A 14,721-nucleotide genomic window follows, 5' to 3' on the forward strand; every position below is an offset into this window, starting at 1 on the left:
GGCCCTTTTGACAGACACGCCTCGCGCATCAAAGCGCGCGCCGGGACAGGAGAAACTCGATGCAGTTGGCCGCACCGTGCCGCACCTCTCTTGCGCTGATCCTGTTTGCCTGCGGGGTAATGGGAAGCGCACGGGCCGCAGATGCGCCGCCGCCTGCCAAGTCATGACGCCGGTCGGCCAGAAGGGTGGCGCCGGCCAACCGTCGAGTATGCCGCCGGCAGCCGAGCAGCATCGCTTGCCGCCGGACTCCAGCACCAAGCACACGCTTGAGCTCCCTGGGCGGACGCTTTCTTTCGTCGCGACCGCCGGCTCTATCCGCCTGTTCGACGGCAAGGGCGAGCCGCAGGCCGACATCGTCTATACCTCCTATCAGCTTGACGGCACCGATCGCGGCACGCGGCCGGTAACATTCTTCTTCAACGGTGGACCGGGCTCATCATCGGCCTGGTTGCAGCTCGGCAATGCTGGACCCTGGCGGCTGCCGATCAATGCTGACGAGGTCACGCCATCAACGCTTCCGGCGGTGAGGCCAAACGCGGAAACTTGGCTGGATTTTACCGATCTGGTGTTTCTCGACCCCGTAGGCACCGGCTATAGCCGGTTCGTGGGGACCGGCGAGGATGCGCGCAAGCTGCTCTATTCCGTTGAGGGCGACGTCAACGCGCTAGCGCTGGTGGTCCGCCGCTGGCTCGAAAAGCATGACCGGCTATTGTCGCCGAAGTACATTGCGGGTGAAAGCTATGGCGGCATTCGCGGGCCAAAGGTGGTCCACCAGTTGCAGATGCGACAGGGCATAGGCATCAACGGCCTGATCATGGTCTCGCCACTGTTCGACTACAGCCAGTTTGCCCGCACGAGCCTGCTGCAATACGTCGCAAGGCTGCCAAGCTATGTCGCGACCCTGCGTGAAGCCGCAGGTCCGGTAAACCGAGCCGGTCTCGCCGACGTGGAAGCTTATGCACGCGGCGAGTTTCTGGTCGATCTCCTTAAAGGCCAGGCGGACAAGGAAGCGACCACGCGTCTGGCCGACAAGGCCGCAGCGCTGACCGGCATCGACCAAGCGGTCAGTCGTAGGCTTGCGGGCCGCTTCAAACTCGCCGAGTTCCGCCGCGAGTTCGACCGTAAGAACGGCAAGTTAATCGGCAATTATGACGCCTCGGTGCGTGGCCTTGATCCATATCCAGAGTCCGATTTCCACCTTTCCAGCGATCCCTCGAGCGATACGCTGTTGGCGCCTTTGACCAGCGCCACCGTCGATCTCATTACGCGTAAGCTTAACTGGCGGCCGGACGGCTCCTATGAGCTGGTCAACGGCACGGTCGGTCAGGCTTGGAACTTCGGACCCAGCCCGCCGGAGTCACTTTTGGAGTTGCGCCAGATCCTGGCAGCGGACCGGAAGATGAAATTGCTAGTCGCGCACGGCTTTTTTGACCTCGTCACGCCGTATTTCGGATCACAGATCGTGCTCGATCAATTGCCGCCATTTGCCTCTAAACCGCGCGTCAAACTTGTCGTCTTTCCGGGCGGCCACATGTTCTATTCACGAGATGCCTCGCGCCAAGCTTTTCGTGCAGAAATTGAAGCGATGATGAAGTAACGCCGACGACGAGCTGATCACAAGCAAGCTGGCGTTCGCACAAGCATTTATAATTTCTCAAGGAGTGCAGATGAAATCCTAGCGCCGCTCCGATCGATCAGACGCCTTCGTCCAACTCGCTTCAATCAGGTGCCGACAGAACGTCATCGAAGCCATCGTTCAGATTGATAGACCAAATCCTGAATTTGTATGCGGCGAATAGAAGAGTCACCTTTACCAGGGGCGGCTATTAAGGAGCCGCCACAGAAGCTCTCGACCGCGCAAAAAGAGATACTTTGGGCAGTGTGATCTTTGCCAGCATCTGCGAGATTACTTTTCTCTTTAGGCTGGTCGCTGGGTTTCTTGAAAATACTTAATTGTGGCGGTTGAGTAGTCGTGCTCGATATGACCTTTCGGCATCCGCCGCGTCGTGGCTTACACCCAGATCAAAGACGATCTTCAGAGGGAAATTCGCCGGCCGGCCTTGCAAAATCCATAGCAACGTTCCCGCCGGCTTTAGCGACAATGCCCTCCATCGAACTCGCCGCACCAGATCGCTTCCATGTCGCGGTCACGGTTCTCATCGCGAACTTCGGCCGAGCTGCCGATTCCCACAGCTCCCACCTGAGGAGATTCGATCTCGATCCGCCCAGGAGCTCTACTCCATAGCCAGGATTGGCCGCGTTACGCAGGATGATGTGGCCGTTCTGGACCCAGGAGGCGCCATTCCCTTGGAGACCTCGTACCCAAGGTTAGCAGGACCTTCGAGCACCGCACGCCTGCGCTACTTGGGCGTTCTCGGAGCCATCCATGCTGTCGGTGCTCTCGACGGCCGCGCGACCGTTTGCATCGAAGGCGGCGACCTACATTCTTGCCGCACCGCGTGAGGCGGCGCGCGATATCCGCCGGAAGGGGACCCGTGATCACATTGTCCAGCCCTATGGCGGGCTTTGCTTATTTACAGCGCTCTGAATTTTGAGCGGTGCGGTCTCGGGCATCATAAGCATGGCACAGAGCCCCGCCGCGCTAGCGACAAGCATGTACCAGGCGGGCGCCAGCGCGTTCCCGGTAACTTGGGTGAGCCAGGCGACGACTGGTTGAGCGGTGCCTCCAAAGATCGCTATCGCAAAAGCGTAAATCGTCGCGAACGCGCCACCGCGAATGTTCTTGGGCAAACCCTCGGCCATACTCACATAGAAGGCGCTATAGGGAATCGTTCCGATGAGGGTGAGCGCGCCGAGGCCTCCGAGAAGTGCAAGGGCACTGCGGGTTTCTGCGATCCACAAGAAAACTGGATAGGTCATCAGAAACGCGGTGATCTGCGGCCATATCATGATGTGCCGGCGTCCGGCCCGATCCGCGAGCCATCCGCCCAGCAGTGCGGCAGCAATTCCTACCGTATTGCTGATGAGGGGTGGTCGCAAAGGCGAGTGGCGCAGAAACCTGCAGGGTGTTCAGCGCATAGGTGGTCATATATCCCGTGATGTAGGTGATAATCGTGCAGCTAGCCAAGATGATGAATCCCAAGCTCATGATGCGGCGAGCGGCAGGCGATCTCTTTGCAGGCTGGACAACGGGAGCCGGGACTTCGGGGCGGTGCAACGTTTCGGGTAGGGTGCTTCGCAGCCAAAGCCCGAACGGCAGCGTAGCGGCGCCGAGCAAGAGCGCGATCCGCCATCCGTACGCATTGAGTGCCTCGCTTGTCATGGTGAGAGAGAGTATTTCTCCAATCAACGCTCCGGCAGTTGCAGCGATCTGTTGGCTGGCAGGCTGAAACGAGACAGCAAGACCGCGCCTTTCAGGCGGGGCCGCTTCCATCAAATAGGCGGTCGTCGGGCCAACCTCACCGCCCAGCGCGAAGCCCTGCACCAAACGTGCGAAAATGACCAGCAACGGAGCGGCAACTCCTATCGTCTCGTGCGAGGGTGTAACCGCCAACACAAGAATCGCGGCGCTCATCATTGCAAAGCTGGCGGTCATCGCGGGCCGGCGGCCGACCCGATCCGAGTACGAGCCGAGCACGATGGCCCCGATCGGCCTGGTCACAAAACCCGCGCCAAACGTCGCGAGTGATAGCATGAGGCTGGCGAACGGGTCGCCCGCCGGGAAGAACGCCTGACCGATCTGGATCGCGAAAAAGCTATAGGTCCCGAAGTCGTAGAATTCGAGAATATTGCCGATGGTTGCGCCCAACACGCCGCGGCCGGTCAAGCGTTCGTCTGCCGCAAGGAGGACCGGCTCCAGCTTCTTCCCAGTAAATTGCCTGGCCATCCTCGATCCGTCTCGATCGCGATCGCTGGCCCGAACATTTCAACCAGCTAAGTCGCGCACGCATTCCACGTTCTCTACATGTCGTCTAGCTTGAGGTGGCCGGCCACGCGCCCCGGCGCTCCACATGTCGAGCTCAGGGCGTTGAGTGCAATAAAAATGCCTGTCTGCTGCAGCCCCATTCAAACCTTGAACGGATCGCGGCAATCGTCAGCAGGGATGAATAAAGGAACGCGCTGCAATTTGTCGGGTGGCTCCGTCGTTGTGCTCCCATGCAATGGCGCGTTTGCGACAACACTGGCGGGCACGGAACAGGCAGTGCCTGTTCTTCACACCGAAGGGCCGCCGCGATCCGGCAGCTCCGAACTCCAGTGGGGCTGCGCGGCTCTCGTTTAGGCGCCATCGAGGTCTTTTACTTGGCATCACGTTCGATAAAAGCCGTGACTTCCTCTCCCGCTGCGTCACCGGCTGGCGTCTCTGCTCCAGCAATGGTTCCGGAGCAGTTCCATGATTCCGACGACGCGGCTCGAGCATTTCGAGGCCGTCTCAGGGCCGGCGACCAGCGTTTGGACCGATGCGCCACGAATGACACTTTCTGAGCTATGCTTGGTAGCATTGGCTGGGACCGTGGCACGGCATCCGCACGAAACCGGCAATCACCCCCATCGCCGCAGAAGACCTTTACGGCTGGAGAGCGCGACGCCTTCGCTGTTGGGTCAGCTAAGGCGTCCCGGTTGTACCACCGCGAGCGCCTCTTGAACGAATAACCCGCCGCGCCGCTTCGCCCTTCGAGAACTGCGAGGGGGAGCTGCGCGTCCGGCCTGACCATGGATTTGGTGTCCACGCCAGCGCGCATGCCTGCCCCTGTGCGATCTGATTCATCGACATTTTGGAAGCAATCGCGTTGCGCAAGCGGAGAAAATAATTCCTTTGAGCGCTGCGGGCCTGAGCTGCCGCAATATTCATCCATTTGTAGGCGAGAACGACATCCCGCCGAACACCATGGCCTTTGTCATACATCAGGCCGAGCATCGCCTGGGCAAATGGAATTCCGGCATTTGCGGCCTGAATATATAGGCCGACTGCAGCATTGTAGGCTTTTGGTGCGCCGAAGCCGTTTTCGTACATGAAACCAAGCGTCGCCTGTGCTTGCGCGTCGCCGCGTAAAGCAAGTGGGGTGAGCTGCCGGACCGCCTTCTGATAGTCCCCATGTGCGTAGGCGCTCCTTGCCGATGCAATGGCGTCTGCGCGTGCTGGCGCCAACGCGACAAGCAGAGCCATCATTTGCGCCAGCACAAACCGGATGATGTCGCGTCGAGCCAACAGCGGGATATGAGAATGATCAGCGGACATTGCGGACACGCAGGTCATCTGTAATGCTCGCGCCGACTGCACCGCGAAGCTTCGAACGTAGCTCCTCTGCCAGCTGATGCGCATCGCTGCCGGTCTGGATGATCTGGGGTCGGATGAAGATGATCAACTCCGTCCTCTGCCCCGTTTTGCGCTGGTGTGAAAACACATCGCCAAGACCGGGAATCTCGTCAAGTAGCGGAATGCCGCTGCGATTTCCCTTGTGGTCTTCACTGATCAGTCCGGCCAGCACCACGGTTTGGCCGTTTGTCACAGAGACCGCGCTCTTCACCCTGCGCTGGGACACGGTCGGCGTAAGCTCGGATGAACCGGCCGAGGATACCTGGCTGATCTCCTGTTCGATCTCGAGACTGACGTGTCCACTTGTGGTGATACGCGGCACAACGCGAAGAATAATGCCGGTGTTGCGGTAGTCGATAGTATTAACCACGGTGCCGTTTTGCGATGGATAACTCGTTTTGCTAGTCTGGACCGGAACGACATCGCCGACCTGAAGGGTTGCGGGCTGGTTGTTGGTGACGACGAGTGAAGGATTGGACAACACATTGACGCTGGTCACCCCGTGTAGCGCATCGAGAATAATGGCCGGCTGTGACTCCGATCCGATCAGGAAGTTGAATCCCGGAACTGCGCGATTTAGCAGCGCGTTCGCTGCCTTACTCACCGCACCGCTGGTCGAGTTAAGAATAGAACCCTGGTCGGTCTTCAATCCAAGCTGCTTGCTGGTCAGATAGCTCTGGACCCCGTAACTCAACTCGTTGGTGAGCTTTACCTCCGCGATCGTCGCCTCGATGCCGACCTGCAGCACGGGTTGATCGAGCTGCTTTAAGGTGGAACTGATAATCCGATAGTTTTCGCGACTGGCATAGATCAAGACAGAGTTACTCACGATATCAGGGGTGATCCGTACGTTGGGCATGACCGGCGGTCGACCACCGGTTGGTGTGTCAAGTCCACCGCTGGCATCCGTTCCGTTCGACGAATTCAAGCCTGATGGGAAGGTGCTACTTACGCCGTTGCCGCCCGACGCGGGGGTGGACAGGCTGGGGGACGGCGCGGATGTATCCGCAGACAGCCGTTCGGCAGCCGAAGTCGTGCGAGCGACCTCCTTATCGCCGATGTCGATCGACGTCGAGGCGCTGCCGACGAACATCTGGTTCAGCACCTTGGCCAAGTAGCGGGCGTCACTATAGCGGACACGATAGACACGAACGCCGGTTTGAGCTGAGTCTGCCCGATCGAGCCGATGGATCCAAGTCGCTACGGTCTGGAGCAACGGCGGCTTGCGCGTTACGACCATGATGGCGTTCAACCTGGAGACGACTTGAAGCTTCACAAGGTCATGACTGAGCCCGTTGTCGCCGGAATCCAGGATACTCTCGAGCTCTGCGATCAGAGGCTCTGGCGCGGAATTGTGAATGGGATAAATGCCTACCGATTGGCCTTTCATCCAGTCGACATCAAAGCTCAGGGCAGTTTCGACGGCCGTTCGCCGCTCGGGTCCGGTCCCTTGGATCAGAAGCAGGTTTCGCGTGGGGTCCGCACGTACGCTTCCGGCGCGGGTTGCAAAGCTGTCCATCAACTTGAGGATGGTTTTCGCTGCAACATATTGCAGGGGTACCACTGACACACCATAGCCGGCTTCGGAACGACGAGCATCGGCATCGACGTGGCCTGCTCCAGTGGCATTGCCGAGGGGAGTGACTTTGTATCCGCCCGTATCGCGTACCAGCGCAAGGCCGGAAAGTCGCAGCGCGCTCTCGAGCACGAAAACGATGTCAGATCTGGGCACCGGTCGCGCGGACACCAGGCTGACTGTGGCCTGCTCGCGTGGATCGATGGTATAGCCGAGACCGAGAGTGTCCCCGAGCATCACCTTTAGCACGGTGGCGACAGGCGCGTTCTCGAAGTTCAGATCGTAGCCGGGACCATTTGGGGTCTGCTGCCGCCGCACCTCCGTGGCTTCGAAGACCTCTAAACCCGAGTAGGTGCTGCTTGCCACACCGTCTGAGTTAGGCGACGCTTGGAAAGACGCGATCGGCTGTTCGCTGCGCGGAAGGATGTCGAGCGATCGGACCTTGTCGAGGACGTCCAAATCAGCGGGTGCTGTCGTGGGTGCGCCGTTCGTGACGATGCTACATGAAGCGAACAGAAGCATTGCCGCGACAAGCAGTACGTTGCGCGCGACTCCACCGCACTGACTTCGACTTACTGGAAGACTCACTGGATTGCGATCCACTTAGGCTAGTGATGGATGTGGCTTGGAGCTCCGCGGCAGATTTACTGTCCCGCGCACGAAAGCCAGCAACGTGGGTGCGCCGATGCGCCGCGATTAACCACTTCCATGTCGATAGCCAATCGTTTGAAGCTGAAGCCCATTCCGCGGAGGATGGGTAATCTCGCCACCAAGGTTATCTTGTCGGAGCACGCGTTCGATCGCTTATGTCCAGCTGACTCATCCTTTTATCGGTTGCCCGCCCGCGTCTTCTTCGAAGTGAGGTGGAATGGATGACTTGTTTGCCCGTTGCAGTATTTGATGCGCTTGAAGTCGCCCCGCCCACATCGACGTTACTGAAGAGCCGGATCGCGACCCTGAAGAGGCGCAATGGCAAGAAGAGCTCAACGTTGCGGCGAGTGCCCAGTTTGCGGTGTAGTTCGTCGCAGTCATTATCTCGTACCGTTTGAGTGGCCAAGCGCCCCAGGCCCACATATCCAAGTGCCGCTATAGGAAGAGTGTCGTTGGCGCTCGCGACCGGCGGGTTGGTGAAACTCAACGTCTCTCCAAACGACGGTCCTCGTGCGGATAGCGTTTCATGTTTGAGCTGGTTTGACCACGCGCCTCACTCGCCGGCCGGGGTCACCGGGATCGTTCTAGGCTCAGCGCCAGCGCCACGGACGTCGTGCTGGTGTAATCGTGGTAACTCGTGAACGTTCATCGATCCGCCGCATCAGCGCCGGATCGTCGCCTGGTTAGCGGCGGGTGGCGGCCCATAGGCGCTTGAGCGGACAAGACGGAGCAACTGGCAGTGCCTGCGACCAGCGGCTTTCCATGATTGCTGCGCCGTACTCGCCGCTGCGGCTCTTGAATGTGCGGGCCACCGGCTCCAGAAGTTGCTGGGTTCGTTGCCCCGGATGCAGCTAATAGCGCTGCGTCAGATTGCCCTCCATCGCATGTCTCTGCAGCCCCATCAGCCGCATCAATCTTTCGTCTCGTGCTCTGGGTCATTCTCCCCTCTGTCGCTTTCGGCGGAGCGGCCTAAGTCAAATTGCCCAATCGGTCAGAGTCTCAGGCTCGCTCCAGCTTTAAGTCTTCAGCAAGGACTGTACCAATCTGCAGGGGCGACATGGCGCCTATCTGATATGTCGCGCTCGCGACGGAGCTCGCGGATTGTAGGCTTCGTTCCCCTTCTTGTTCGGAGTCGAACACTAGCGCATTCGAGCCGACGAAGCGCGCGGCTCCCCGGCGGACGATCTGCCTAAACAACACTGCGAGCCGATGTCGGCGTCTCTCACAATTTGGCATGTGACTTGCCAGAGATGTTTGACGAGTCGCCTCGGGTCCTATGCCGACCCAGGGCGCGAGCGGATCATGTTATGTGCGGCACGTCGTCAATGCAATTCATCGAGCATCTCCGGCGGATGTGTTCGGCACACCTGGAGGGCGACGCTCAAACCGGTGATCGGCCGACGAGAACTTGGGAGATGTTTGACTTATCGGCAGAGTCATTTGCCGACGAAGCCGCCCGCTTTTCTGGTCTCGAGCGTATTACGCTGCAGGAAATGATGGCGGCCGCTCCTGCAATCGATCAGTTTTCGCCAGCCTTTCTTCGCGAAGTGGTCGCGTTTCCTCACCGCCTTTCGGACGGCACACCTGTCTTTGCCATGGCGGATCCCACCGACCAGCCCTCGCGTAGAGCCGCGGAGCTGGTATTCGGGGTGCCGACCTCATTTAAGGTAGCTTCGATAGAGGACATTACTATCCTTCTCGATCAGAAGCTCGGGGCTGCTGAAGAGAGGGGGCAGTCCGCCGTTCAGCAGCTGCGCGACGACGACATCGAAAGTCTGCGCGACCTGGCAAGCGGCGCGCCCGTCGTGCGCGCGGTCAATGATCTGATCGAAAAAGCCCTCGAGATGCGCGCTAGTGACATTCATGTCGAGCCGTTCTCAATGGGCCTTACGGTTCGGCTGCGAATCGATGGGCTGCTTCGTGCCATTCAGCCGCCAGCGGGTGTGCTGCCCCAGGCAGTCATCTCTCGCATCAAGATCATTGCTGGATTGAACATCGCGGAGCGACGTCTGCCGCAAGATGGAGCTGCGCGAATTCGGGTCGGCCGCGAGATCGACGTGCGGGTCGCTATCATGCCGACGCAGTATGGCGAGTCCGCGGTTCTGCGTCTTCTGCCGAAGGACCGCTCCCAGCTTGCAGTAGACCGTCTTGGCCTTTCCGAGCGCGATGAGGCTGTTCTGCGCAGGCTGATCACGGCTCCGCACGGCATGATCGTGGTCACAGGGCCGACTGGCAGCGGCAAAACGACAACTCTCGCAACCATAATGTCCATGCTTAATGTGCCAGAACGGAAAATCCTGACGGTCGAGGACCCCGTGGAATACGACATCCCCGGAATCAATCAGTCGCAAATCAAGCCTGCCATCGGGCTTACTTTCGCGAGTGCACTCCGCTCCTTTGTTCGTCAGGATCCCGACGTGATCATGGTCGGTGAAGTCCGGGATCCGGAAACGGCGAATGTTGCCGTCCATGCCGCGCTCACGGGACATCTTGTGCTCACGACGCTGCACGCCGAAACGGCCGTGGCGGCCGTGCCGCGACTGCTTGATCTCGGTGTGGAAGGCTATCTTTTGCGATCGACTTTGCGTGGCGTTATCGCACAGCGGCTGGTGCGACAACTCTGCGAGCACTGCAAGGCGCCGGTACCGTTCGGCGAGGATGAACAGAGCCAGGACACAAGAGTGAGCCGCCTCGGACTATCTGCAGGGGAAATCATGTGGCAGCCGCGGGGCTGCGCACGCTGCAGCCACAGCGGTTATCGCGGTCGGATCGGAGTATTTGAACTCCTCGAACTCAGCAGCGGTTTGCGTGAGCTGATCGCCGATAATGCCGATGGGCTGGCAATCGATCAGGCGGCGATCGGCGGGGGGATGACGACGATGCTGGACGATGGGATTGCTAAATGCCGAGCTGCAATCACAGCGCCGGTTGAAATTCTTCGTGTTGTTGCTGCACGCTGAATCAGGATTATGCCAAGTTTCCGCTATCGAGCATTGACTCAGTTCGGAGAGATCGTTGCCGGCTCGTTGGTGGCATCGACGCAAGCAGAGGCCGAGCGCCGGATTTCATCTCTGCATCTGCTACCGATTGAAGCCGTAGAGGAGGCCCGTTCCGCGTCGGTATTTCGCCGCGGATTCTGGCCTAACCGTCCTTCATACGCCGAGGTCACGAGTTTCACGCGCGACCTTGCGCTGCTTCTGAAGGCAGGAGCGCGCCTTGATGACGCTCTTGATCTGCTGTCAGGCGATTGCGATGTTGGCCGGCTGCGGCCGGTGATTGCACGATTGAGGTTGGCCGTGCTTGGCGGCGAAAGTTTTACCGATGCAGTTTCCGCGCAACCTGATCTGTTTCCGTCAATGTATGGCGCACTCATGAAGGTCGGTGAAGCCTCTGGTACGCTCAGCCAAGTCCTTGAGATTCTGGCCGCGGAGCGTGATCGGGCTGAGGCAACTCGGCGGAAGCTCAGTGATGCCATGCATTATCCGATTTTCGTGTTGCTTGCAGCGGGCTGCGTTATGCTGTTCTTCATTCTGGCTGTGTTGCCACAGTTTTCATCAGTGCTGCGCGATTTCGGCGGCCGCGCTGACCCGGCACTTGGCTTCTTCATGGAAGCCTCTGATCTGATGCGAGCTAACCGCGCTTTGCTGCTGATCTCAGGCGCGTTCGTCCTGGCCGGGGGCTGGTGGCTCATGCGGCAGACGAAGGTGCGTGCTTCGATCGTTGCTGCGCTTGCAACGCTGCCTGGAATTGGCAGAATCTTCGTCTTCCACCGCACGAGCCTGTTCTGTCGGAACTTGGGACTGTTGTTGGGGTGTGGCGTTAATCTCACCGCAACGCAGCGCATTCTCGTCGACGTGATGTCCGTAACCTCGTCTCCTGCCCCGTGGATCGAAGCGGCTGATCGCGTTCGGTACGGCGGCAAGCTGTCGCAAGCGCTTGCAGAGTCCAACGTGCTCCCGCCCATGGCGGTTCGCATGCTACGGCTGGGCGAGGAGACCGGCGAATTGCCGGTGCTGGCCGGCCGCATCGCGGAATTCTATGAGGCGAAACTCCAGCGCAGCCTTGATCGTGTCTTGGGAATGGTCGGGCCAGCCGCAATACTGACAATCAGTATTGTCGTCGGAGGCCTGATCGTTTCGGTCATGACGGCGCTGCTTTCCGTCACGCAGCTCGTCGACTGACGAAGCGCAGAGGAGATCAGCATGACAACAGAATGCCAGCCGGTCGCGGAACGTCGTGCATACCAATCGAGACTTATATGGCGTATTCCAGTGGAGGTCTCCGAAGGCGAGCGCGGATTTACATTGGCCGAGATGCTGGTTGTGATCACCATCATCGGCCTGATCATGGGGCTGATCGGACCAAGGGTCCTCAATTATCTCGGGGAGTCCAAGGTCAAGGCAGCCAAGATCCAGTTGCAGAGCTTCGCGAGCGCACTGGACCTCTTTTATCTGGATGCGGGTCGTTATCCCACGGCATCAGAAGGGTTACGCGCCTTGGCGAGCCAGCCCGCCGGCATTACGGCCTGGAATGGCCCGTACCTGAGAGGTGGCGCGATCCCCGTCGATCCCTGGAATACGCCTTATGTTTATCGCTCCCCCGGCGAGCGCGGCCCATACGAGATCATATCCTTTGGCGCCGACGGTCAGGAGGGAGGTAGCGGTACGGCTGCCGACATTATGCTCGGTGCGCAGACGAGTGCACGCAATGAGTGATGGTCAACGCGGCTTCACATTGCTGGAGGTGGTTTGCATGCTCGCGATCACCGGAATGATCGTAGCCGTGCTATTGCCGTTCGTGCCGCGGCAGACCTCCAAGGCAAGGCTGCAGGCCTATGCTCTTGCGGCCGCCTCGATCCTGAAAGCTGACCGGGCGATGTCGGTCGGCGGTGGCGTCAGGGTGGATACTCTGGTTGATCCGCGAGGCCGGGCGATTCGTTCGGGGGCCAGCTCCGCTGCTGTCCAGGTGCCGGACGACGTCGAATTCGAGGCGATATTGCCACGCAGCTGCAACCAACGTCCGGTCTTATCGACGATCAGTTTCTTTCCCGACGGCCTGTCCTGCGGTGGTGCGATTGCACTCTGGCGGGCTGACCTGCGTCTCGAGATCAGGATCGACTGGCTGACTGGGAGGATTGAGGTTGTCTCTCGTTCCCTCATCAATGGCTGAAGAGAGTGACGCTGGCTTCACTCTGATAGAGATGCTAGTCGCGCTCGCGGTGCTCAGCCTGTCACTTGGGTTAATTGGCACGGTCGTATCAACCAATATGCGTGCCGTTCGTAAGATCGAGGAGAGGGTCGCAGTCATCCAAGAGGCGAGCGCGGCTCTTGTCACCGCGGTTCCAGGCCGTGATCGGTTGCTACCCGGTACATTGCGCGGTGCGTCCGCCTCTGGCGAGTGGACTGTTCTGGTTGCGCCGATCGGGACGGGTTGGGACGTCGCCGCCGGTCAGGCGGGCTGGATTCCTCGCATGGTCGAGCTGCGTCTCCGTTCGGCATCGGGCGCCGTCGTCGATGTGCGCACAGTGCGACTGGCGCGGACTGCAGGCTGATGTGTGCGGCATCAGAATATCGTGAGGAGCGGGCCGGTTTCACCCTGATCGAGGCCCTGGCTGCGCTTGCTGTCGCGGGGCTCGTGATGTCGGTGCTCGCGACGATGACGTCGCAATGGTTTCCGGCGTGGAATCGCGGCGTCAATCGTGTTCAACGTGCGGAGATGCTCGGTTTGGCCCTGCGCCGAATAGCCAACGATCTTTCTGCAGCGGAGTTTGTCCCGTCAAATCGCGACCAGACGCGGCCGCTGTTTGAAGGGGGAGAGCTGGGGGTGACGTTTGTTCGCAAGGCGATTGGACCGAATGTCGAGCCTGGCCTTGACATCGTCCAGATTGGCGAAAGTTCTAACGGACCCGATGTTGCGCTCGTGCGCTCGCGAACCCCTTTCACACCTTTGCCCGTCGGCGTTTCACTTTCCGAAACTCTGCATTTCGCCGATCGAGTGGTGCTGCTTACTCCTCCCTTCCGACTGTCCTTTGCCTATGCGGATGCGAGCCTCGCTTGGTGGTCGGATTGGCATGAGGCGGGTCGGCTTCCTACTGCCGTTCGCTTGACTATTCTCGATCGTAGTCGGGGCGGATTAGCCATAATGTCGAGGGTGGCCCGGATTCATGTCGATGCTCCGGTTGCGGGATGTATTGAAGGCGAGAGGGACTGCGTTAGCTCGAGGTCGGACGAGCCACAGCAGGGTCCGAAGGCCGCTTTCGGTGGCGCGCGGAGCGATTAATGTTGCAATCGAAAGGGCAATCGTCACGCAAGGCTGGCCCTCGGGATGGCTTCATCCTGGTGGCGGTGCTGTGGTTTCTAGCAGCCTTGGCCGCGCTCATCGTGGTATTCTCACAGTACCTTTCGAACTCGGCGCGAGTCTTGCGGATTGATGATGACGCCTTGCAAGCAGAAGCGTTGGTCGCTGCCGGCGTTGAGCTAGCGGCTTATCAGTTGCTCATGGCTAAAAATGAGGAGCGGCCAAGGCGCGGTGGATTCAGCATCCGGATCGGCGGGGACGTTGTGGCGGTCTCGTTCCTAACCGAGGCCGCCCGAGTCGATCTCAATGCCGCGCCGAAGGAGATGATCGCCAATCTCTTCAATATCCTTGGCGCAGACGCCGAAGCGGCGCAGGATTACGCCGATAGGGTGGTATCGTGGCGTACCAAGCCGGTGGATAAGGCGGCTGCGCGATCGGAAGAGGCGCTTTATGCAGCGGCGGGACGTAAATATGGTCCGAGGCTGGCCCCCTTCGTCCATGTCGACGAGCTACCGCTGGTGCTGGGGCCGCCGTCCTGGTTGCTTGACCGAGTGATGCCGTTTGTCACCGTCTTCAGCGGCTCGCCTGGGATAGACATCTTGGCCGCCCCGGCGGAGGTGGTCGCTTCAGTTCCGGGAATGACGCCGCTAATCCTGAAGGATTTCCTCGCGTCACGAGACTCGTTATCCGCCGACCCGGCTGCTATTGGGCAGGCGCTGGTACCCGCAAGTGCCAGGGTCATCGCGGGCAAGAGCAACGCGTGGAGGTTGCGTGTGTCATTAGAGGCAGCCGATGGTCGGCGGCGGTCGTCGGTGGTCGTAATTGAATTGGGCGAAGGGAAATTGCCTTATCGAGTTCTGTCGCACGAGGACGAGGGCGCGCAAACACACGACGCGCGCGGCGCGCGCCGTGGGGCATGAAG

The 14,721-nt window shown here is 59.8% G+C and carries 11 protein-coding genes and 1 pseudogene; 9 read left to right on the forward strand and 3 right to left on the reverse strand.

Annotation, left to right across the window (positions count from 1 at the left end; genetic code table 11):
- Positions 1–7: 7 nt before the first annotated feature.
- Complete coding sequence (locus tag EI171_RS10255) at positions 8–1,597, forward strand: S10 family peptidase (RefSeq protein ID WP_371740498.1); 1,590 nt, start codon at positions 8–10, stop codon at positions 1,595–1,597.
- A 789-nt stretch (positions 1,598–2,386) separates the two neighbouring features.
- Positions 2,387–2,548 (forward strand): hypothetical protein, encoded by a 162-nt coding sequence (locus tag EI171_RS44640; protein ID WP_202633242.1) that lies wholly within the window; start codon positions 2,387–2,389, stop codon positions 2,546–2,548.
- Here the strand turns inward: EI171_RS44640 and EI171_RS10260 are convergent.
- From EI171_RS10260 to gspD, 3 genes and pseudogenes are all read right to left on the reverse strand, one after another.
- A pseudogene (locus tag EI171_RS10260) lies at positions 2,515–3,847 on the reverse strand (MFS transporter). The gene EI171_RS44640 and the pseudogene EI171_RS10260 overlap by 34 nt on opposite strands.
- A 717-nt stretch (positions 3,848–4,564) precedes the next feature.
- Entirely contained in the window at positions 4,565–5,215 is a 651-nt protein-coding gene (locus EI171_RS10265) for a tetratricopeptide repeat protein (protein ID WP_161533259.1), read from the reverse strand.
- The gene (gene gspD, locus EI171_RS10270; protein WP_371740499.1) at positions 5,187–7,310 is read right to left on the reverse strand and encodes a type II secretion system secretin GspD; all 2,124 of its coding nucleotides are present in this window, start codon (positions 7,308–7,310) and stop codon (positions 5,187–5,189) included. The genes EI171_RS10265 and gspD overlap by 29 nt, the downstream gene beginning before the upstream one ends.
- Before the next feature lie 1,499 nt (positions 7,311–8,809).
- Between gspD and EI171_RS10275 the strand changes: the two genes are divergently transcribed.
- Genes EI171_RS10275 through EI171_RS10305 form a run of 7 tightly spaced genes read left to right on the forward strand, consistent with a single transcriptional unit; the run spans position 8,810 to position 14,719 of the window.
- Positions 8,810–10,462 carry a GspE/PulE family protein gene (locus EI171_RS10275; protein WP_161533261.1) on the forward strand — a complete coding sequence of 551 codons (1,653 nt, stop codon included), beginning with the start codon at positions 8,810–8,812 and terminating at the stop codon, positions 10,460–10,462.
- 9 nt (positions 10,463–10,471) lie between these two features.
- Positions 10,472–11,683, forward strand: a complete 1,212-nt coding sequence (locus EI171_RS10280; protein WP_161533262.1) for a type II secretion system F family protein — start codon at positions 10,472–10,474, stop codon at positions 11,681–11,683.
- A 21-nt stretch (positions 11,684–11,704) separates the two neighbouring features.
- A complete protein-coding gene (gspG, locus tag EI171_RS10285) occupies positions 11,705–12,217 on the forward strand; it encodes a type II secretion system major pseudopilin GspG (RefSeq protein ID WP_161533263.1) in 513 nt (170 codons plus the stop codon).
- On the forward strand, positions 12,210–12,671 hold the full coding sequence (locus EI171_RS10290; RefSeq protein ID WP_161533264.1) for a prepilin-type N-terminal cleavage/methylation domain-containing protein: 462 nt from the start codon (positions 12,210–12,212) through the stop codon (positions 12,669–12,671). The genes gspG and EI171_RS10290 overlap by 8 nt, the downstream gene beginning before the upstream one ends.
- A complete protein-coding gene (locus EI171_RS10295; RefSeq protein ID WP_161533265.1) occupies positions 12,664–13,053 on the forward strand; it encodes a type II secretion system protein J in 390 nt (129 codons plus the stop codon). Before EI171_RS10290 ends, EI171_RS10295 begins: the two co-directional genes overlap by 8 nt.
- A complete protein-coding gene (locus EI171_RS10300; protein ID WP_161533266.1) occupies positions 13,053–13,781 on the forward strand; it encodes a type II secretion system protein J in 729 nt (242 codons plus the stop codon). Before EI171_RS10295 ends, EI171_RS10300 begins: the two co-directional genes overlap by 1 nt.
- Entirely contained in the window at positions 13,781–14,719 is a 939-nt protein-coding gene (locus tag EI171_RS10305; protein WP_161533267.1) for a general secretion pathway protein GspK, read from the forward strand. The genes EI171_RS10300 and EI171_RS10305 overlap by 1 nt, the downstream gene beginning before the upstream one ends.
- Positions 14,720–14,721: the final 2 nt, after the last annotated feature.

This window comes from Bradyrhizobium sp. LCT2 (assembly GCF_009931255.1).
Taxonomy (GTDB): Bacteria; Pseudomonadota; Alphaproteobacteria; order Rhizobiales; family Xanthobacteraceae; genus Bradyrhizobium; species Bradyrhizobium diazoefficiens.